The 18,458-nt window shown below is 72.0% G+C and carries 16 protein-coding genes; 5 read left to right on the top strand and 11 right to left on the bottom strand.

Annotated features, from left to right (window positions below):
* Positions 1–6 precede the first annotated feature (6 nt).
* From ITJ60_RS14875 to ITJ60_RS14845, 7 genes are all read right to left on the bottom strand, one after another.
* Complete coding sequence (locus ITJ60_RS14875; protein ID WP_131881145.1) at positions 7–675, bottom strand: response regulator; 669 nt, start codon at positions 673–675, stop codon at positions 7–9.
* A complete protein-coding gene (locus tag ITJ60_RS14870) occupies positions 672–2,027 on the bottom strand; it encodes a sensor histidine kinase (RefSeq protein ID WP_194648484.1) in 1,356 nt (451 codons plus the stop codon). Before ITJ60_RS14870 ends, ITJ60_RS14875 begins: the two co-directional genes overlap by 4 nt.
* Positions 2,014–2,988 (bottom strand): type II CAAX prenyl endopeptidase Rce1 family protein, encoded by a 975-nt coding sequence (locus tag ITJ60_RS14865; protein ID WP_194648483.1) that lies wholly within the window; start codon positions 2,986–2,988, stop codon positions 2,014–2,016. The genes ITJ60_RS14870 and ITJ60_RS14865 overlap by 14 nt, the downstream gene beginning before the upstream one ends.
* A gap of 276 nt (positions 2,989–3,264) precedes the next feature.
* The gene (locus tag ITJ60_RS14860; RefSeq protein ID WP_131847040.1) at positions 3,265–3,825 is read right to left on the bottom strand and encodes a low molecular weight phosphatase family protein; all 561 of its coding nucleotides are present in this window, start codon (positions 3,823–3,825) and stop codon (positions 3,265–3,267) included.
* Positions 3,826–3,827: 2 nt separating this feature from the next.
* On the bottom strand, positions 3,828–5,123 hold the full coding sequence (locus ITJ60_RS14855; protein ID WP_194648482.1) for an adenylosuccinate synthase: 1,296 nt from the start codon (positions 5,121–5,123) through the stop codon (positions 3,828–3,830).
* Between the two features lie 113 nt (positions 5,124–5,236).
* Positions 5,237–5,401: a hypothetical protein gene (locus ITJ60_RS14850; RefSeq protein WP_159573348.1), complete on the bottom strand. Its 165-nt coding sequence runs from the start codon at positions 5,399–5,401 to the stop codon at positions 5,237–5,239.
* 163 nt (positions 5,402–5,564) lie between these two features.
* Positions 5,565–9,233, bottom strand: coding sequence for a S8 family peptidase (locus ITJ60_RS14845; protein WP_194648481.1), 3,669 nt, complete (start codon positions 9,231–9,233; stop codon positions 5,565–5,567).
* Positions 9,234–9,394: 161 nt separating this feature from the next.
* Between ITJ60_RS14845 and ITJ60_RS14840 the strand changes: the two genes are divergently transcribed.
* Genes ITJ60_RS14840 through ITJ60_RS14830 form a run of 3 tightly spaced genes read left to right on the top strand, consistent with a single transcriptional unit; the run spans position 9,395 to position 12,896 of the window.
* Positions 9,395–10,060 carry a TetR/AcrR family transcriptional regulator gene (locus ITJ60_RS14840; RefSeq protein WP_194648480.1) on the top strand — a complete coding sequence of 222 codons (666 nt, stop codon included), beginning with the start codon at positions 9,395–9,397 and terminating at the stop codon, positions 10,058–10,060.
* Positions 10,057–10,818, top strand: a complete 762-nt coding sequence (locus ITJ60_RS14835; protein ID WP_194648479.1) for a hypothetical protein — start codon at positions 10,057–10,059, stop codon at positions 10,816–10,818. Before ITJ60_RS14840 ends, ITJ60_RS14835 begins: the two co-directional genes overlap by 4 nt.
* Positions 10,815–12,896, top strand: a complete 2,082-nt coding sequence (locus tag ITJ60_RS14830) for a YhgE/Pip family protein (protein ID WP_194648478.1) — start codon at positions 10,815–10,817, stop codon at positions 12,894–12,896. The genes ITJ60_RS14835 and ITJ60_RS14830 overlap by 4 nt, the downstream gene beginning before the upstream one ends.
* A gap of 77 nt (positions 12,897–12,973) precedes the next feature.
* Here ITJ60_RS14830 and ITJ60_RS14825 read toward each other — a convergent pair whose 3' ends face one another.
* Both ITJ60_RS14825 and ITJ60_RS14820 read right to left on the bottom strand, forming a co-directional pair.
* Positions 12,974–13,777, bottom strand: a complete 804-nt coding sequence (locus ITJ60_RS14825; RefSeq protein WP_194648477.1) for an NAD-dependent epimerase/dehydratase family protein — start codon at positions 13,775–13,777, stop codon at positions 12,974–12,976.
* Positions 13,778–13,787: 10 nt separating this feature from the next.
* A complete protein-coding gene (locus ITJ60_RS14820; RefSeq protein ID WP_194648476.1) occupies positions 13,788–14,684 on the bottom strand; it encodes an endonuclease domain-containing protein in 897 nt (298 codons plus the stop codon).
* Positions 14,685–14,942: 258 nt separating this feature from the next.
* Between ITJ60_RS14820 and ITJ60_RS14815 the strand changes: the two genes are divergently transcribed.
* Positions 14,943–15,950, top strand: a complete 1,008-nt coding sequence (locus ITJ60_RS14815) for a LacI family DNA-binding transcriptional regulator (protein ID WP_194648475.1) — start codon at positions 14,943–14,945, stop codon at positions 15,948–15,950.
* A gap of 91 nt (positions 15,951–16,041) precedes the next feature.
* On the opposite strand, the gene ITJ60_RS14810 is transcribed toward ITJ60_RS14815, so the two are convergent.
* Both ITJ60_RS14810 and ITJ60_RS14805 read right to left on the bottom strand, forming a co-directional pair.
* Positions 16,042–16,689 carry a TrmH family RNA methyltransferase gene (locus ITJ60_RS14810; RefSeq protein WP_194648474.1) on the bottom strand — a complete coding sequence of 216 codons (648 nt, stop codon included), beginning with the start codon at positions 16,687–16,689 and terminating at the stop codon, positions 16,042–16,044.
* Between the two features lie 83 nt (positions 16,690–16,772).
* A complete protein-coding gene (locus ITJ60_RS14805; RefSeq protein ID WP_194648473.1) occupies positions 16,773–17,477 on the bottom strand; it encodes a TetR/AcrR family transcriptional regulator C-terminal domain-containing protein in 705 nt (234 codons plus the stop codon).
* A gap of 182 nt (positions 17,478–17,659) precedes the next feature.
* Between ITJ60_RS14805 and ITJ60_RS14800 the strand changes: the two genes are divergently transcribed.
* On the top strand, positions 17,660–18,457 hold the full coding sequence (locus ITJ60_RS14800) for an HAD-IIA family hydrolase (RefSeq protein WP_123310397.1): 798 nt from the start codon (positions 17,660–17,662) through the stop codon (positions 18,455–18,457).
* The last annotated feature ends 1 nt before the right edge of the window (position 18,458 follow it).

Here is an 18,458-nt window from a genome sequence, read left to right as displayed (position 1 = left end):
AGCGGTCTACGGCTCGGGGACCGCCACGATCCGGTTCTGGTACGCCCACACCACGGCCTGCAACCGCGACCGGACCCCGAGCTTCGGGAGCATCCGCGCCAGGTGCGACTTCACGGTCGAGACCTCGAGCACGAGTGCGACCGCGATCTCCTCGTTCGACATGCCCTGCGCGAGCAGCAGCAGGACCTCGCGTTCGCGGGCGGTGAGCACCCCGTCGGCCCGGTCCCCCGACACCGGTTGCAGGCTCCGGCGCGACACGAACTCACGCAGCACCCGCCGGGTCAGGGCCTGGTCGAGCGTCCCGTTCCCCGCGGCGACCTGCCGCACGGCGTCGACGATGGTGTCCGGCTCGGCGTCCTTGAGCAGGAATCCGGAGGCACCGGCCTCGAGCGCCCCGAACACGTAGTCGTCCAGGTCGAACGTCGTGAGCATCAGCACCGGGATCGCCGGGTCGGCGTCGGGCGCGCAGAACAGCCGCGCGAGCTCGATGCCGTTCAGCACCGGCATCCGGATGTCCAGGCAGGCGACGTCGGGCCGCAACGAGCGCGCCAGCGCCAGCGCCTCGCCGCCGTCGGCGGCCACGCCGACCACCTCGATGTCGGCCTCCGCGCCGAGGAGCGCGGACACCCCGGCCCGGACCAGCGGCTGGTCGTCCGCCACCAGCACGCGGATCACGCGACCACCTCGTCACCGTCGGCGGCCTGCGCGACTGCGGCAGGTGCCTCCCGTCCGAGCGCCAGCTCCACCAGCCATCCGCCGGTGGCGGTGGGACCGGTCTGGAGGCTCGCCCCCACCAGGTCCGCCCGCTCGCGCATCCCCCGCAGGCCGTTGCCGCCCGAGGGTGAGGTCGGCGCTGCCGGAGCGGCGGCCCGTGCGTTCTCCACCCGGATCACCACCCGGGTCGGGTCGCGGTCGTCGACGGTGACCGTGCACGGGGCGGACGGGGCGTGCAGGGCGGCGTTGGCCAGCGCCTCCTGCACCGTCCGGTAGGCGGCGAGCTGCGCGAGCGGACCGACGCCGTCGGCCAGCGACGGTGCTCCTCGCGCGTGGTCGCCAGCGAGTACGTCGAGGCGCACGTCACTGCGGAACCGGGCACGCTCGACCAGGTCGACGATGCCGGCGACCGTCTCGACCGCGCGTTCGGCGGGGACGTCCTCGCGCAGGAGCCCGACCAGTCGACGCAGGTCGTCGAGGACGGCGGTGCTCTGCTCCCGCACCTGACGGGCACCCTCGTGCGCGCGCTCCGGGTCGCTGTCGATCTGCCGGTCGATGACGGCGGCCATCAGGGCGATGCCGGACAGGTGGTGGGCGGCGATGTCGTGGAGCTCGCGGGCCATGGCGGCCCGTTCGCGGGACACCGCGGCGTCGACCAGGGCGTCCTGCTCACGGAAGACCGCGCTCGCCTCGGCGGTGCGGGCGGCGCGGACCTCGCGGCGGGAGCGCACCAGCAGGGTGACCAGGAGCGGGAGCCCGACGGCGCCGACGGCCTGCAGGACGCCCTGGCCGGCGGACCCGGTGATGCCCTGGACGACGTCACCGCGACCGGCACCGGAGGCCTGGTAGAACCCGATCGACTGCCCCACCACGACCAGTGCGGCGGCCCCGAGCAGCGCCGGCCAGAGTCGCGCCAGCGGGACCCGCAGTGCCGCGAGGACCACGGCCACGACCACCGGCAGGGCGGTCAGGCCGAACAGCGCGAAGGCCTGCGGAGCGAGGCCCGCGACCAGCACCGGCAGCGCCGCGACCAGGAACAGCACCGTGCGGGGTGCGCGACGGGCGGCGAGCAGTGCCCCTGCCTGCGCCAGCAACCCGGCGGCCAGGACGGTCCACGCGGTGCTGAGCGGTGCCGGGGCGGTCGCGCCGAGGGTCGAGCCGTCGGGGTCGATCGCGTCGAGCGGGGGCAGGCCGACGAGCAGGCCGAGGGCCACGGCGGCCGTGCCGAGCGCGACGAGCACGTCGACGCGGCGGTCGCGGGTGCGCTGCGCGCCGTCGCGCTGCGTGCGGGTGCGCGGGTCAGCGGAGGCCATCGTGTGATCCTACGAGGCGCGTGCGGGCGGGGACCGGGGCGTCGATCGGCAGCGCGCGGCGAGCCGGGTCGTAGCCCAGGCGGCCGCGGGTCACGACGAGGAGCACCGCGGCGGCGACGGTCGAGGTGATGGTCAGGCCGATCATCAGCGTGCCGGCGGTCATGCTCGGGTACATCTCCGGGAACAGCGTCGAGATCGTGTTGTTCACGCCGACGTGCAACAGCAGGGCGAGGGGCAGGCTCTCGCCGGTCTTGTTGAACACCTGGATCATCACGACGTTGAACGTGATCGTGAACAGGGCGAAGACGACAGGCTCGCTCCAGTGCGCGTTCGGCCACCCGCCCCAGTCGCTGAGGTAGAGCGGCATGTGCCAGAGCGCCCAGATCGGACCGAGGATCGCAGCGGCTCCGAGCCCGCCGAAACGGTGCTGCAGGCGGGGCAGGGCGAAGTCGCGCCAGCCGGGCTCCTCGCTCAGGCCGGTGGAGAACAGCTGGATGAGCAGGCCGGGCACCAGGGCGGCGAACGCCAGCGCCGAGGGAGCGCGCACGTCACCGCCGGCGAAGGGCAGTGCGGACGCGACGATCATGGCCGGCACGACGACGAGCGCCAGGGCGTACCAGTACCAGGCGACCCGCCAACGGAACAGCCGACCGACCCAGCGACGCAGCCCCGGACGACCGTCGGCGACCGCGGTGACGATGAACGCGCCGCCCAACGGACCGAGCAGCGCCCCGGGCAGCACGCCGGTGAACTGCGCGGAGCCGAGGACCTCGGGGAAGTGCAGGTCCCACACGCCCAGGCCGTGCGGCGACAAGATGTACGGGATCCACGCCAGCCAGCTGAGGCCGAGCGCGAGGGTGAAGAAGGACGCGAGCGGGTGCCGGGCGACGACGCCGCCGACTCCCCTGCGTCGTGGTGCGGCGGTGCCGGCGGAGGGCCGGACTTCGGTGGTGTTCGTCATGCCATCGACGCTAGGAACTGCGGCGTCGCGGGACGACCGGCTTCGGGATGCACCTGCCGGAGTTGCACCGAAAGATGCAGGCGGTGGCGGTGGCGGTGGCGGTGGCGCGGCGCGGGGCGGCGCGCGGCGGCGCGCGGTGCGGTGTCCGCCGGCCCGTGCGAGGTTGATCGCTCCGTGCGCCGCTACAACCCCGCACCGAGCCACCAACCTCGCACCGGACGAACAAGCCCGCACCGTGCGAGGCAGGTCGCAGCGCGGCGTCAGCGCAGCGCGGCGTCAGCGCAGCGCGGCCCGGAGGGCGTCGGCGATCAGCGCGAGCGCGGCGTCGATCTCGTCGGCGACCCGAGCGTGGGTCGCCTCGGACCGGCGGTAGGGGTCGTCGACGTCGTCGTCCGCGGGGTCGGCCGGCGGCGGGACGGTGCCGCGCAGGCGTGCGACCCGTTCGACCAGGGCCTCGGGCGAGTGCACGTCGGCCAGGTCACCGGGCTCGAGCCCCGCGAGCACCCGCGCGAACTGCTTGATGGTGAACGCCCGCTTCGTCGCCCGGGGAGCGAGCGACACCACGGCCGCGCGGTGCGACCGTTCGGCCGTCAGCACCAGGTCGGCCTCCTCGACGATCGCGGCCGTCAGGTACCGCGAGCCGTGCCCGGACGGGTCACCGCCGAGCCGGACGGACTGCGCTGCAGCGGCGCCGTCCATCGCGGCACCGTCGTCGGCGATGGTGCCGGCCGACTCGACCACGAACGCCGCAGCGTCCGGGCCGAGTCGCGCCGTCAGGACCTGCGCGCCGAGCGGCGAACGACAGATGTTGCCGCTGCAGACGAACAGGACCCGCATCGTCAGGCGCCGGCGCCGAGCAGGTCGTGCCGGACGACGATGGCGTCGCGGCCCGGACCGACACCGATCGCGGAGATCCGCGCGCCGGACATCGCCTCGACCGCCAGCACGTAGTCCTGGGCGTTCTTCGGCAGGTCCTCGAACGAACGGGCACCGGTGATGTCCTCGGTCCAACCGGGGAACTCTTCGTACACGGGCTTCGCGTGGTGGAAGTCGGACTGGTTCACGGGCACTTCGTCCACGCGGACGCCGTCCACCTCGTACGCAACGCAGACGGGGATCGTCGACAGCCCGGTCAGCACGTCGAGCTTGGTGAGCACGAAGTCGGTCACGCCGTTGATGCGCGCGGTGTACCGGGCGATCGGGGCGTCGTACCAACCACAGCGGCGCGGACGGCCCGTGGTGGTGCCGAACTCGAAGCCGTTGGCGCGCAGGAACTCGCCGGACTCGTCGAACAGCTCGGTCGGGAACGGACCGGCACCGACGCGGGTCGTGTACGCCTTGACGATGCCGATGATGCGCTCGAGCTTGCCCGGGCCGATGCCGGAACCGGTCGCGGCGCCACCGGCGGTCGCCGACGACGACGTCACGAACGGGTAGGTGCCGTGGTCGACGTCGAGCATGGTCGCCTGACCGGCCTCGAACAGGACGGTGTCGCCACGCTCCAGGGCCCGGTGGATCTCGAGGGCGGTGTCCGCGACCATCGGACGCAGGCGCTCGGCGTAGGACAGCAGCGACTCGACCACTTCTTCGGCGTCGATCGCGCGGCGGTTGAACACCTTGACGAGCAGGTGGTTCTTCTGGTCGAGGGCCGCTTCGACCTTCTGACGCAGGATGTTCTCGTCGAAGATGTCCTGGATGCGGATGCCGACGCGGTTGATCTTGTCGGCGTAGGACGGGCCGATGCCGCGACCGGTGGTGCCGATCTGGCGCTTGCCGAGGAACCGCTCCGTCACCTTGTCGATGGTGCGGTGGTAGTGCGTGATGAGGTGGGCGTTCGCCGACACGAGCAGCTTCGAGGTGTCGACGCCGCGGGCCTTCAGCGCGTCGAGTTCCTGGAACAGCACCTCGAGGTCGACGACCACGCCGTTGCCGATGATCGGCGTGACGCCGGGCGTGAGGATGCCGGAGGGCAGCAGGTGCAGCGCGTACTTCTCGCCGCCGACGACGACGGTGTGGCCGGCGTTGTTGCCGCCGTTGAACTTCACGACGTAGTCGATGCGGGAGCCGAGGAGGTCGGTGGCCTTCCCCTTGCCCTCGTCGCCCCACTGGGCTCCGATGATGACTGCTGCGGGCATCTGGTTCTCCTCACGTTGGCGGAGGACCTCACGCGACCAGGCGGGCCGGTGGTCCACCCGAGTCTATCGGACGGCCACCTCCGCGCCACCTGGCGCATGCAAGCGGTCAGCGCTCAGGCGCGGAAGAAGTCCTGGTACGACGGGTCGCCGACGGGCTGCGAGTAGCCGGGCTCGGCGAGACGCTGCTCGATCATCGCCTGGACGACGTCGGGCGGGGTGAGCCCCCGGCGGCGCCACTCGGTCGGGTTGGCCCGGAGCTGGCTCAGCGTGTTCTGCATGCTGCAACCCTGGCATCGAGTAACTAGTTTGTCTAACTACCTGTCCTGATTCCGCGTCTGCGGCCCGCCGGACCTCGCTTCGCGAGCAGAAGATGTCGGGTCCGAACGCGGGACCCGACATCTTCTGCTCACCGTGTGCGGCGCGCGGACGCGCTCGCGGCCACTACTTGCGCGCGACCTTCGCGGTCGGCTTGGACGTCGCGGTGCCGTCCTTGTAGCCCGAGGCGTGCGCGGTCACCTTGACGGAGAACTTGTGTCCCGCGTCGGACGTGCCGAGCTTGTACGTCGCAGCGGTGGCCTTCTTGACGACCTTGCCGTCGCGGAGCCACTGGTACTTGTACGTCGCCTTCGTCGTGCTCCACTTGCCGTGGTTGGCCGACAACTTCGAGCCGACCTTCGCCGTCCCGCTGACCGTCACCTTGCTGCCCGCGGCGAGCGCGAGCGTGGGCGGGGTCACCGAGATCGTCGACGTGCCGGCCTGCTTGCCCGACGCGTTGCCGAGGTGCAGGAGCAGCACGGTGGCCTTCGTGACACCCGACGCTCGGGTGACCCGGAGGGCGCCGGAGTCGGCGAACAGGACGCCGGTGCTGCGGCCCTGCGCGAAGGACAGTGCCGGCTTCGACGGGTCGAACGAGGCACTCTTCGTCTCGTCCACCACGGACGAACCGGTGGTCGCGGCACCCGGGGCGTACGCCGACTCGGTGAGGACCGAGTAGGTGAACGGCCCCTTCGCACCGATCAGCGCACCCGTGGTCGTGAGCACCTTCACCGAGCTGTCGAAGGTGTTGACGTCCTGGCCGGGTGCCCCGCCGTTCAGCGGCTGGACGTCGACGACCGGGTCGACGTCCGGGTCGTCCGACGCGGCCTTGGCCAGGTCGATCGTCGTCGCGAACGTCGCGTCCACCGCGGCGGACTTGGCGTTGTAGACCAGGTAGTCGGGCTCGCCGTCACGGTTCGTGTCGATGAGCACCTCGACGTTGGTCACGGCGCCGGGGTTGGCGTCGGGACCGGCCGTCTGGATGCCGAACGCGATCGTGTCCGAGGCCTTGTCGTAGCTCGCGCCGTAGGAGCGGATGTCCGCCGCCTGCAGCGAGCGCTCCGCCGAGCCGGCCGGGAACGACTCGACCGGGTCGGTCCCGCCGAGCACGAACGGTGCGACGGCGGCGTGGTAGCCGGTCGTCAGGCCACCCTGGTCGACGGTGCGCCCCGTGAGCTTCAGGTCGGCCGACTTGCCCGGGCCGGTGAAGGCGACGGTGGAGCGACCCTGCACGGAGCTGACGGGCTTCGGTGCGAGGTACGCACCGACGCGCAGCGGCACCGCGGTCGTGTCGGTCGGCGTGAACGCCACGATGCCCGAGGCGGCGCTGACGAACTCGCGCTGGTAGCCCTGCTGCACCGACTCCTGGGTGGGGTCGATGACGCGGCGGAGCTTCGTCGGGTCGGCGATCGTGAAGGTGAGCTTCACCGTCGCGGTGCGGTTCGCCGGGACGGTGACCCGCTTCGTGTTGAGCGCGAACGTCACGCCGGGCTGCGACACCTGCGGCTGGTAGGCCACGTCGTAGGTGTGCGCGACGCCGTCGGTGTTCGCGATCTGCAGGGTGCGGCTCTCGGTCGTCGCGCTCGAGACCTCGACGACACCGAACGAGGCGGTGACGAGCAGGTCGTTCTCGACGCTCCGCACGGTGGTGCCGGCGGTCACGGCCTGCAGGGCGTCGACGCGGCCGGTGCCCTGCCGGAGCAGGGTCGCCGATCGCGAGCCGTCCTTGACGTCGTGCGTCGCCGTGTTCATGAGCGCCGCCTTGACCTGCGGTGCGCTCCACTCGGGGTGCGCCTGGAAGGTCAGCGCCGCGATGCCCGCGACGTCCGGCGTCGCCATCGACGTGCCGCTCATCGACATGCGGCCGTCACCGGTGCCGTTGGCCGCCGAGATCACGTTGACCCCGGGGCCCGCGATGTCCGGCTTGACGATGTCGTCGAACGAACCGTGCACGCCGCGGCTGGTGAACCCGGCGAGCGTGTTCACGGCCTCCGGGTCGGTGGCGAGTTCGAAGGCCTTGAGCTCGTCCGCGAAGCGCACGTGCAGGGTCCCCGCCTTGGCAGCTGCCTGGAGGCTCGTGGCGGCACCCAGCGTCAGCTCGGCTCCGGGGATGGTCGCGTTTCCGGCGATCCCCCCGTCGAAGGTGTTGATCGTGCCCGCCAGCAGGACGCCGACGCCGCCGGCGGCCTTGACGTTGTCGAAGCGGGTCTTGGAGCCGCACTCGAGGGCGCCGTCGGTCCACTTCAGCCAGACGACCTTGCCCGCGATCTTCGCGGCGTCGGCGGCGCTGAACGCGGCGCAGCCGTCGATGTTCGCGGTCGGGACCACGACGTCACCTTCGACCGGCAGCGTGCCCGTGAAGTCCTGCGAGTACTGCGACCGGTAGGTCTTCGCGACGTTCGCGGGGGCCGTGACCTGCACGCCGTCGTAGAGCGACTGGCCGGTGGCGCTCGCGGCGACGGTGAGCGCACCCTCGGCGTTGCCCGGCGAGCCACCGATGTCGGTGAAGTCGTCGGCGTTGCCCGAGGCGATCACGGGAAGGACCCCGCGTGCGGTCAGCGCGTCGATCTTGGCGTTGTCGGGGTCGTCCGGTGCGCCGTAGTCGGAGCCGAGCGACAGGTTCAGGACGTTGATGTCCTTGCCCTCGGTGAGCGCCTGGCCCACCCAGTCGAGCGCGGCGCCCGTGACGTCGGTCGAACCGCCGCCGTCACCGAACACCTTGAGGGCGTAGAGGCCGGCCTCGGGCGCGGTGCCCGGACCGATCCACATGTCCTGCACCTGCTGCGTGGTGAGCTTGGTGTAGTCGCCGTCGAACTGCTGCTTGTCGGCGGTCAGGCCGTAGCCCGCGATCGAACCGGACACGTGCGTGCCGTGGTCGCCGCCCGTGCCGTCGATGGGGTTGTCGTCCGGAGCCGGCACCGGGTCGTAGGCCGGGTCGGTCGGGTCGGCGTTGTAGGTCGCACCGGCGAAGTCGTACCCGCCGAGGAACTTCGACGCGTCGTACAGGCTGGGGTCCGGGGCACCGGAGCTCGCGTTCGCCAGGGCCTGCTGGTAGGCCGCGGTGGTGCCGGGCCCGCCGAAGTCCGCCTGCGTGTAGTCCAGGCCGGTGTCGAGGACGGCGACGTTGACGTCCTTGCCGGTGTGGCCGGTCTGCTGCCAGGCGTTGAGCGAGCGCGTGTAGACGTCGCTCGCGGCGTTCTTGGGCGAGACGCCGTCGGCGCCCGGCTTCACGAGGCTCGGGTCCACACCGGACGGTGCGGCGCTCGCGTCGGCGTTGACCGTCGGCTCGACGATCTTCTTCGGCGTGAGCGGGATGATGCTCTCGACGTCGGAGCGCTTCGCGATGTCCTGCAGCGCGGAGACGTCGGCGACGACCGCGACACCGGGGACGGTGTACTCGGTCGAGTAGAGCTCGGTGGAGTCGGCGTCGGCGCGCTTGACGGCTGCGCGGACGGCCGCGGTGGTCGACTCGATCGCCTTGACGCGGCTCTTCGCTGCCGAGGACTGGGTCCGCGACTTGGCGAGGTCACCGCCCTTCGCGGCTGCGTCCACCTCGAGGGCACCCTGGCCGGTGGTGCGCACGAAGGCGGCGACGGTCTTGGTGGGCTTGGCGTCACGCAGCGGTGCGGAGAGCTTCAGGTCGGCCACCGACACCCCGGTCGGAGCTGCGGAGGCCGCGCCCCCGACTGCGAGGCCGCCGCACGTCAGGGCCACGGCGGCGATGCCGGCGGTCAGGACGCGTGCGATGCGGTGGGAGTTCGGGTTCGGGTCGTGGTTCGGTGTTGCACGGTTCAAAGAGGGCACTCCAGGCTCAGTCCGTGGTTCGCATGAGATTGCTGTGAAGCTATGCGCTTACATTCAGAAAGGGCAGTCCGCACTTTGGGGGACACCCCCGTTCGAGGGCCGGTGTTCCTGTTAAGTTGCACACACGTGTGCACGTTATTACGATGGGGTTCGTGACCACTGCTTCCCACCCCGCACGCGCACCCCGCCGCGACGCGACCGAGAACCGGGCAGCCCTCCTCGACGCCGCGCGGGCCTGCCTGCAGCGCGATCCCGATGCCTCCATCGAGACGATCGCCGCGGCCGCCGGACTCTCGCGCCGCGCGGTGTACGGACATTTCCCGTCACGGGACGACCTCGTGCGCGAGGTCGTGACCTCCGGCGCCGCTCGGATCGCCGCGTCCATGCCGACCACCTCGGACCTGCAGGAGCTGCCGCCGGCCGCGCGGCTCGCTGCCATCGCGGTGACGCTCTGGACCGAGGTCTCGCACGTCCGCTCCATGGCCAGGATCGCCGTGCGCAGCCCCTTCGCCGAGCCCGTCGCCGAGGTGTTCGCACCCCTGCGCGCTCAGGTCCGTCAAGCGTGCGCGCTCGGGATCGCCGAGGGCGCCATGCGCGACGACGTCGACCCGGCCACCCTCGGGCGTCTGGTCGAGGGCGCGTGCATCGCCGTCCTCGACGAGGCCACCCGGTCCGGCACCCCGGACGAGGCCGGACGGCGCATGGTGGTGCTGTCGGCGCTCGGCATGGCCGGCATCGACTGGCGCACCGCACTGCTGTCCGAACCCGCGGCCCCGGCTGCCGGCTCCGCTGTCTCCCCCGTGAAGGACCCCGCATGACGCTCGAACTGGACCACGTCGGCATCGGCGAGGAGCCCGGCGCGGCACTGCCCGTCGTCTCCGCCGTCGCCGCACCCGGACGTCCCGGGGTCGTCGCCGTCGAGACCGAGCAGGCCCCCGTGCTCGCCTCGCTCGTCGCCGGCGGCCGGATGCAGCCCGACACCGGGCGGCTGCTGCTCGACGGGCACGAGGACGCCGCCGCCGTGCGCCGTGCCTTCGCCCTCGTCGACACCCCGGGCGTCGCCGAGCCCTTCCCCGTGATGACCGTCAAGCAGATCGTGCGCGAGGAGCTCGCGTTCGCCGCACAGCGTCCCTCGCGCGACCACGTCGACACCGTGCTCGAGGAACTCGGCCTGCGGCACTACGCCGACACCCCGGTCCAGCGGGTGCCGACCGCCGTGCGCGTGCGACTGCTCGTCGAGCTCGCCCTGCTCCGCGACGGCGTCACCGGCCTCGTCGTCACCGCGCCCGAGCGGCACGGCGGCGCCGTCGAGGAGTGGTTCGCGGTCCTCCGCGACGTCGCCCGACGCGGCGTCACCGTCGTGCTCGTCACCTCGAAGGCCGCAGCCGCGACCGTCGAGACGCTGCTCGACACCGTCGACACGACCGGAACCACCGACACGACCGGAACCATCGACACGACCGAAACCGAGGGTCCCGACGACGCGGCCCTGTCCGACGGAACCGAGCCGGGCCTCCCGTCCAGCCCTTCCGTCACCGCAGAATCCGCAACCGTCCCGACGGAGGCAACCCCGTGACCACCACCTCGCTCGTCCGCGCCGAACTGGCGCGACTCACCGCGACCCCGCTCGCACGACTGGCGTTCATCGCCCTGATGATCGTGCCGCTGTTGTACGGCGGCGCGTACCTGTGGGCGAACCGCGACCCGTACGCCAAGCTCGACCAGATCCCCGCGGCGATCGTGAACCTCGACGCCGGGGCCACCCTCGACGGCGACCAGGTCGACTACGGCACCGACGTCACGAAGGAGGCGATCGACGGCGCCGACTTCAAGTGGACGAAGACCAGCGCCGCCGACGCGCGCTCCGGCGTGCGGAACGGCACCTACGACTTCGTCGTGACGATCCCGCACGACTTCTCCGAGCACCTGGTGTCCGCGCAGTCCGACGACCCGACGCAGGCGAAGCTCGTCATGACGACGGCCGACACGAACTCGTACCTGGCCTCGACGATCGCCGAGCAGGCGGGCAAGACCATGCGCACCGCCGTCGCCGAGCGCGTCGGCAAGCAGGCGGCGAAGACCCTGCTCGTCGGGCTCGCCGACGTCCGTGACAGCCTCGGCGACGCCGTGGACGGGGCCGACCAGCTCGCGTCCGGCACCGCGAAGGCGGACAAGGGTGCGCACCAGCTCGCCGACGGTACCGGCAAGCTGTCGTCCGGCGCAGCGGAGCTCGCGTCCGGCACGGCCGACCTGCCGTCGCAGACCCAGCAGCTGAACAGCGGGGCGCAGCAGGTGGCGTCGGGGGCGTCGACCCTGGCGTCCGGGCTGGCCAGCGCACAGCAGCAGACGGCGGCGCTGCCGTCGCAGACGCAGCAGTTGAACGACGGGGCGCAGAAGGTCGCCGCCGGCAACAAGCGGCTCGCCGACCAGATCGACGGGTACAGCTCCGACGTCGGCGCACTGCAGCCGCTCGACGCCGACACCGTGCTCGCCGGGATCACCGACAACCTGCCCGAGGGTGTCGAGCTCACCGAGGAGCAGCAGGCCGCGCTGACCGCCACCGTCACGGATGCCGTCACGCAGGTGAACGCCACGGGCGCACAGGCGAAGAAGACCTACGCCACCGCGAAGTCGTCGGTGGACCAGCTCCGCGACGGATCGGCCCAGGTCGCGGCCGGTACCTCGTCGTTGGCGGCCGCGACTCCCGAGCTGTCCTCCGGCATCGCGTCGGCGGCGACCGGGGCGTCCACGCTCTCGTCGGGCGCCTCGCAGGTGGCAGCCGGCACGTCTGCGCTCGCGACCGCCGCACCCACGCTGTCGTCAGGTGCTTCGTCACTCGCCACGGGCGCAGCGTCCGCCAACGAGGGTGCTTCGTCCCTCGCATCCGGGCTGGACGAGCTCAAGACCGGGTCCGCGAAGCTCGCCGCGTCACTCGACGAGGGCCGCACGAAGATCCCCGCGTCGAACGCCTCGGAGCGCGAGTCGCAGGCCTCGGTCATCTCCGACCCGGTGAAGGTCGGGGACGACAACGTCGCCGCCGCGTCGAACTACGGCGCCGGCCTCGCGCCGTTCTTCATCTCGCTCGCGGCCTGGATCGGCATGTACGCGCTGTTCCTCATCCTCAAGCCGATCTCGAAGCGGGCGATCACCGCGGTGCGGAAGCCCCTCGCGGTGGTGTTCGGCGGCTGGCTGACCCCGGCGCTGCTCGGCCTGGTGCAGATGGTCGCGCTGTTCTTCATCGTGCGGTTCGCCCTCGACCTGAACGTGGTGCACGTCGGCGGCACGATCGGGATCATGGTGCTGGCCTCGGCGACCTTCGCGGCGGTCATCATGGCGCTCAACGTGCTGCTCGGGTCGGTGGGGCAGTTCCTCGGCCTGGTGCTCATGCTCGTCCAGCTCGTCACCGCCGGCGGGACGTTCCCGTGGCAGACGCTGCCGGGGCCGTTGGCCGCGCTGCACTTCGCGCTGCCGATGACGTACTCGGTCGACGCGATCCGGCAGACGATGTACGGCGGGAACCTCGGCGCCGCGTGGTCCGACGCGGGCGTGCTGCTCTGCTGGCTGCTCGGAGCGCTGCTGGTGTCCTTCGTGGTCACGGCGCGGCAGACCCGATCCCGCACGCTGCGCGACCTGCGCCCGAGCCTGATCGGGTAGCGCGGGGCCCGCGTTCGCGGCGTTCGCTTGGTGAGCAGAAATGGTCGGGTGGCGTCAGGCCACCCGACCATTTCTGCTCACGAAGTGCCGCGCCCGAGGGACAACGACACCATCTCGCCGCCGAGGAACCGCAGGTCCTCCGGCGGCAGGTCCGCCCGATCGTCGGGGTCGAGCGCGCGGGACGCGTCGTCGCGCGGGACGAAGCCGATCGCCTCACCCGCGGTCAGGTCGGCCGGCGACCCGGTGTTCTGCGACAGTGCCCACACGACGTGGTGCCCCGGTTCGCGCAGGTCGACGGTCGCGAGCACCAGGCGCGCCAAGTCGTCGGGCGAGCTCCACATCAGGAGCGCTCGCGACGACGACGGCTGCTCCCCGAAGGCCCCGATGCGCGCCGAGACGATCGACATGTCGTACCGGTCGGCGAACAGGCTGCCGAGCAGTTCCATCCCCGCCTTCGTCACGCCGTAGTAGGTGTCCGGCCGCGGAAGTCGATCGCCCGGCACGCTGCCCGGTTCGTCGAGCGGCTCGGGGACCCGGCCGACCGCGTGGATCGAGCTCGCGAGCAGTACCCGGAGCACCCCGGCTGCGGCCGCCCGCTCGAGCACGTTCTTCGTGCCGGTCAGGTTCGCCGCGAGCAGGTCGTCCCACGCGGCCTCGGTCGGGATCCCTGCCAGGTGCACCAACGTGTCCACCCCGGCGAGCGCGTCGTCCAGCGCAGCGGGGTCGTTCACCGAGCCGGAGACGAACCGCTCCCCGGCGACGACCGGGTCGTCGGGCGTCCGTTCGTCGAGCAGGACGAGGTCGTGTCCGGCCGCCAGGAGCCTGGGCCGGAGAGCCGCCCCGATGCGTCCTGCGGCCCCGGTGATGAGCAGCGTCGCCATGCGGCGGACGCTACCCCCGGCGCGCGAGCAGTTCCCTCAGGTGGTCGACGGCGCCCGCCGCGTGCACGCCCAGGTCGGACTTCGTCCACCGCACGACCGCCCAGCCGAGCCGCTCCATCTCGCGGTAGCGCCGCAGATCACGACCCCACTGCTCGGCGTCCGTCCGGTGCTGGTCCCCCTCGTACTCGATGACGATGCGCTGCTGCGGGTACGCCATGTCGACGCGCCCCACGAACCGCCCGGCCCGGTCGAGGACGTCCACCTGCAGCTCCGGCTCGGGCAGCCCGGCGCGCACGATGGCCAACCGTGCCCGGGTCTCCTGCGGTGAGCCAGCGCCGACCCGCACGAGTTCGAGCGCCACCCGCAGCTTCCGGACGCCTGCGCGCGCCCCGGCCCGGTCGAGCGCTCCGCGCAGGTCGTCGACCGTCGTGGCACACCGCCGGATCGTGACGATCGCATCGCCCAGTGCGACCAGCTGGTCGATGCTCAGGAGCGCACCGCAGTCGACCCACATCGCCGCCGGAGTGCTCACGGGCATCCCCCAGCGCTCGGCGACGGCAGCCCGGTCGGCGGTGATGCGGTGTCCGACGACTCCGGTCCGACGTGGTTGGGCGGCGGGGATCAGACTCGTGATGTGCACCTTCCCCGCGGCACCGACGGGTAGCGGCAGCTCCCACAGCACGGCTGCCGAGAGGTGGCTGACGAACTGTCCGGGCAGCAGGATCGGCCGGAACGCCCGGATCCGTTCGATGCCGTCGGGTGGGCGTCCCCGCGCCCAGCGGATCGATCGGGTCGGCCGGACCAGGTCTCGCCGTCGGAGTCGTTGTCGGCCGACACCCGCACGGTCAGCGGCCCTGACGTCGAACGAGCGGTACCGGAGGCGGGGTGGAAGTGGGCGTGCTCGCATGCCGTCCACACTCGCGCCCCCGCGCAGGGTGCACACGCGCGAACGCACCTTCCGTGCACAACGTGCCCCGGGCCTCCCGTGTGGAGGAGTGACCACGCGCACTTCGTGAGCAGAAACGGTCGAGTCCGCACCACGGACCCGACCATTTCTGCTCACGAAGCGCACCGCCCCCCGCGCCCCGCGCCCCGCGCCCCACCCCGCGCATGTCACGTCAACCGCTACGATCGACGGACGAACCAACGGAGGTCGAAGCGCATCATGGGAGACGGCAAACCCGCGACCATCTACGACGTCGCCGCGCGCGCCGGGGTCTCGAAGTCCCTCGTCTCCCTGGTGCTGCAGCGCTCTCCCCGGGTGAGTGACCAGCGCCGGGCCGCCGTGCTCACGGCGATCCAGGAGCTCGACTACCGGCCCTCCACCGCCGCCGTGTCCCTCGCCGGCACCCGCAGTCGCACCGTCGGCGTGGTCCTCGACGACTTCCGGAACCAGTGGTTCGTCGACCTGCTCACCGGGCTCCGCGAGGCCCTGCAGGACCAGGGCCACCGTCTCGTCGTCGCGGACCGGTTCCTCAACACGGGGCTCGACGCCTCGCCGGTCGAAGGCTTCCTGTCCATGCGCGTCGAGGGCATCGTCATCGCTGGCGAGCCCGACACCGACCTGGCGATCCCGGCGTCGATGCCGGTCGTCATCGCCGGCGGGCGCGTGTCGATCCCCCGCGCGGACACCGTGGCGAACGACGACCGGGCCGGCGGCGGGATGGCGGCGGAGCACCTGCTCGCACTCGGCCACACGCGGCTCGGCTTCGTGGGGGCGAGCTCGGCGGCGTCGAAGGAACGCCGCGCCGGGTTCGAGGGCGCAGCAGCCGGGGCGCCGGCGGCGGGCGGCCGCGCGACGGTCGCCGTCGTGGTCCTGCCCGGCGAACCCACCGAAGAGGCCGGCTCCCGCGCCCTCGGCGCCCTGCTCGACGAGCACCCCGAGGTCACCGCGGTGTTCGCCGCCAACGACGTGATGGCCCTCGGAGCACTGTCCGAACTCGCCGAACGCGGACTCCGGGTCCCCGAAGACGTCTCCGTCATCGGCTACGACGACACCCCCGTCGCCGCCACGCGCTACGTCGGCCTGACGAGCATCGACGACCGTAGTGTCGAGATCGGCCGCGGCGCCGGCGAGCGTCTGCTCGCCCGCATCGCCGACCCGGGGCTCGCCGCCACCGAGTCCCTGGTCGAGCCCCGCCTGGTCGCTCGCCGCACGACCGCCCCGCGCTGACGCGGCTGACGGGAGGCCCGTCCGGCGTCCGTCACGCCCGCTTCGTGAGCAGAAATGGTCGGGTCCGGGGCCCGTACCCGACCATTTCTGCTCAGGAAGTCGCGTCGGCAGGCGCCGCGTGCTGCACGATCCACGAGTGCATGACGATCGCAGCCGCGGCCGAGGCGTTGATGCTCCGCGTCGACCCGAACTGCGTGATCTCCAGGTGCCCGGACGCCCCGGCCACCGCTTCGTCGGTGAGCCCGGGGCCCTCTTGACCGAACAGGAACACGCAGCGCTCCGGGATCGCCGCGGTCTCGATGCGCTCGGCACCGGGGGTGTTGTCGATCGCGATCACCGGGCGCTGCTCCTCGGCCATCGCGACCAGGAACGCCTGCACGTCGGGGTGGTACCGGACGTGCTGGTACCGGTCGGTCACCATCGCACCGCGCTTGTTCCAGCGCCGCCGCCCGATGATGTGGACCGTGCCCGCCAGGAACGCGTTGGCGCTCCGCACGATCGACCCGATGTTCAGGTCGTGCTGCCAGTTCTCGATCGCCACGTCGAACGCGTGCCGGCGGGTGTCGAGCTCGGCGACGATGGCGTCCATCGACCAGTACCGGAAGTGGTCGAGCACGTTCCGTGAGTCCCCCGCCGCCAGCAGCTCCGGGTCGAGCCGTGGGTCGTCGGGCCAGGGTTCCGGGTGCGGGCCGACGCCGTTCGTCGTCAGTTCGTGCGACGGTTCGGGCGGAGTGGTCACCGCACCAGCGTACGGCCGGGCGCAGGGAACCAGGTCCCGGTCACAGCGGCGCCGGGGCCAGGCGCCGCGGGGGGGGGGGGGGGTCAGGCGCCGCGGGCGACGCGCGACTCGATCCCCGCGATGAGGACGTCGAGCCCGAGCGCGAAGCGTGCGTCGTACGAGTGCTCCCCCAGGAGCTCTCCGACGAGGGCGTGCCGCTCGGGACGCCCGGCCTCGGCATCGCCCCGCCCGATCTGCACCGAGGTGTGCCCCACCACGAAGTCGTACACGACGAAGAACGCGTACATCGCCTCGGCATCGGGCAGCCCGGCGGAGCGGAGCGCCCCGACGACCTTCGCCACGACGGCGTCGGACTCGGTGGACACCAGGGCACCGCGCCGGCTGTGCGACTCGAGCACCAGGGGGTGGGTGCGCATCAGGTCGCGGAACGTCGTCGCGAAGGTGCGCACCACCGCGTGCCACTCGTCCGGCCAGACGAAGGTGGCGGTGAACTCGTCGACGGTGCGACGGACGAGTTCACCGTGCAGGTCGTCGAGGCCGCCGATGGTCCGGTGCACGGTCATCGGCGCGACGCCGAGCCGCACCCCGAGCGCACGGAACGACAGGCGGTCGAGGCCGTCCTCGTTCGCGATCGCCGTCGCGGCGTCGATCACCTGCTCGCGGCTCAGCACGTTGGGCCGTCCGCGTCGCCGCCGCGGCGTCGCCTCGACCAGATCGGGAGCCGCTTCCAGGTCCGGCACCGCAGCGGGGCGGGGCGTGGCGGTCGGGGATCCGGGTTCGACGAGCACGGCGGGTTCTCCTTGATTCGGTACGTGTCCCGAAAAGCCTAGGGCAAAGCCGAGTGGCGTTCGGTGACTCGACCATCTCGGGTCCGTGGGCGACGCGCAAGAGCCGATCCGCGCCTCCCGGCCCCTTCGAAGGAACCCGTCTGACGGGCCGGCCCGTCGGCCGTGCGCAGTAGGGTGAGGCCATGGCGACCCGCGACGACGTCGAGTGCTGGCTGACCGACATGGACGGCGTGCTCGTCCACGAGAACCAGGCCCTCCCCGGGGCCCCCGAGCTCATCCAGCAGTGGCTCGACGAGGGCACCGAGTTCCTCGTCCTGACGAACAACTCGATCTTCACGCCGCGTGACCTCAGCGCGCGGCTCCGCTGGTCCGGCATCCACGTCCCCGAGGAGCGCATCTGGACGAGCGCCCTCGCCACGGCCGACTTCTGCAAGTCGCAGATGCCCGGCGGCTCCGCGTTCGTCATCGGCGAGGCCGGCATGACCACCGCCCTGCACGAAGCCGGGTTCATCATGACCGAGACCGCCCCCGACTACGTCGTCGTCGGCGAGACCCGCAACTACTCGTTCGAGGCGATCACCAAGGCCGTCCGCCTGATCCGCGACGGCGCCCGCTTCATCGTCACGAACCCCGACGCCACCGGCCCGTCGGCCGAGGGTGTCCTGCCCGCCACGGGCGCGATCGCCGCGATGATCGAGAAGGCGACCGGCAAGCAGCCGTACGTGGTCGGCAAGCCGAACCCGATGATGTTCCGCTCGGCGATGAACCGCATCGGTGCGCACTCCGAGAACACCGGCATGATCGGCGACCGGATGGACACCGACGTGCAGGCCGGTATCGAGGCGGGGCTCCACACCGTGCTCGTGATGACGGGCATCAGCGACCAGGCCGAGATCGACCGCTACCCGTTCCGTCCGAGCGAGGTCATCTCCGGCGTGCACGAGCTCGTGCGCACCGCCCCCTTCGAGGTCGAGCTGTAGC

Origin of the sequence: Curtobacterium sp. VKM Ac-2884 (genome assembly GCF_015350945.1) — a bacterium.
In the GTDB taxonomy this organism is placed as follows: Bacteria; Actinomycetota; Actinomycetes; order Actinomycetales; family Microbacteriaceae; genus Curtobacterium.
The sequence above is the reverse complement of the archived record's forward strand: the minus strand, read 5'-3'. Positions and strand labels throughout refer to the sequence as shown.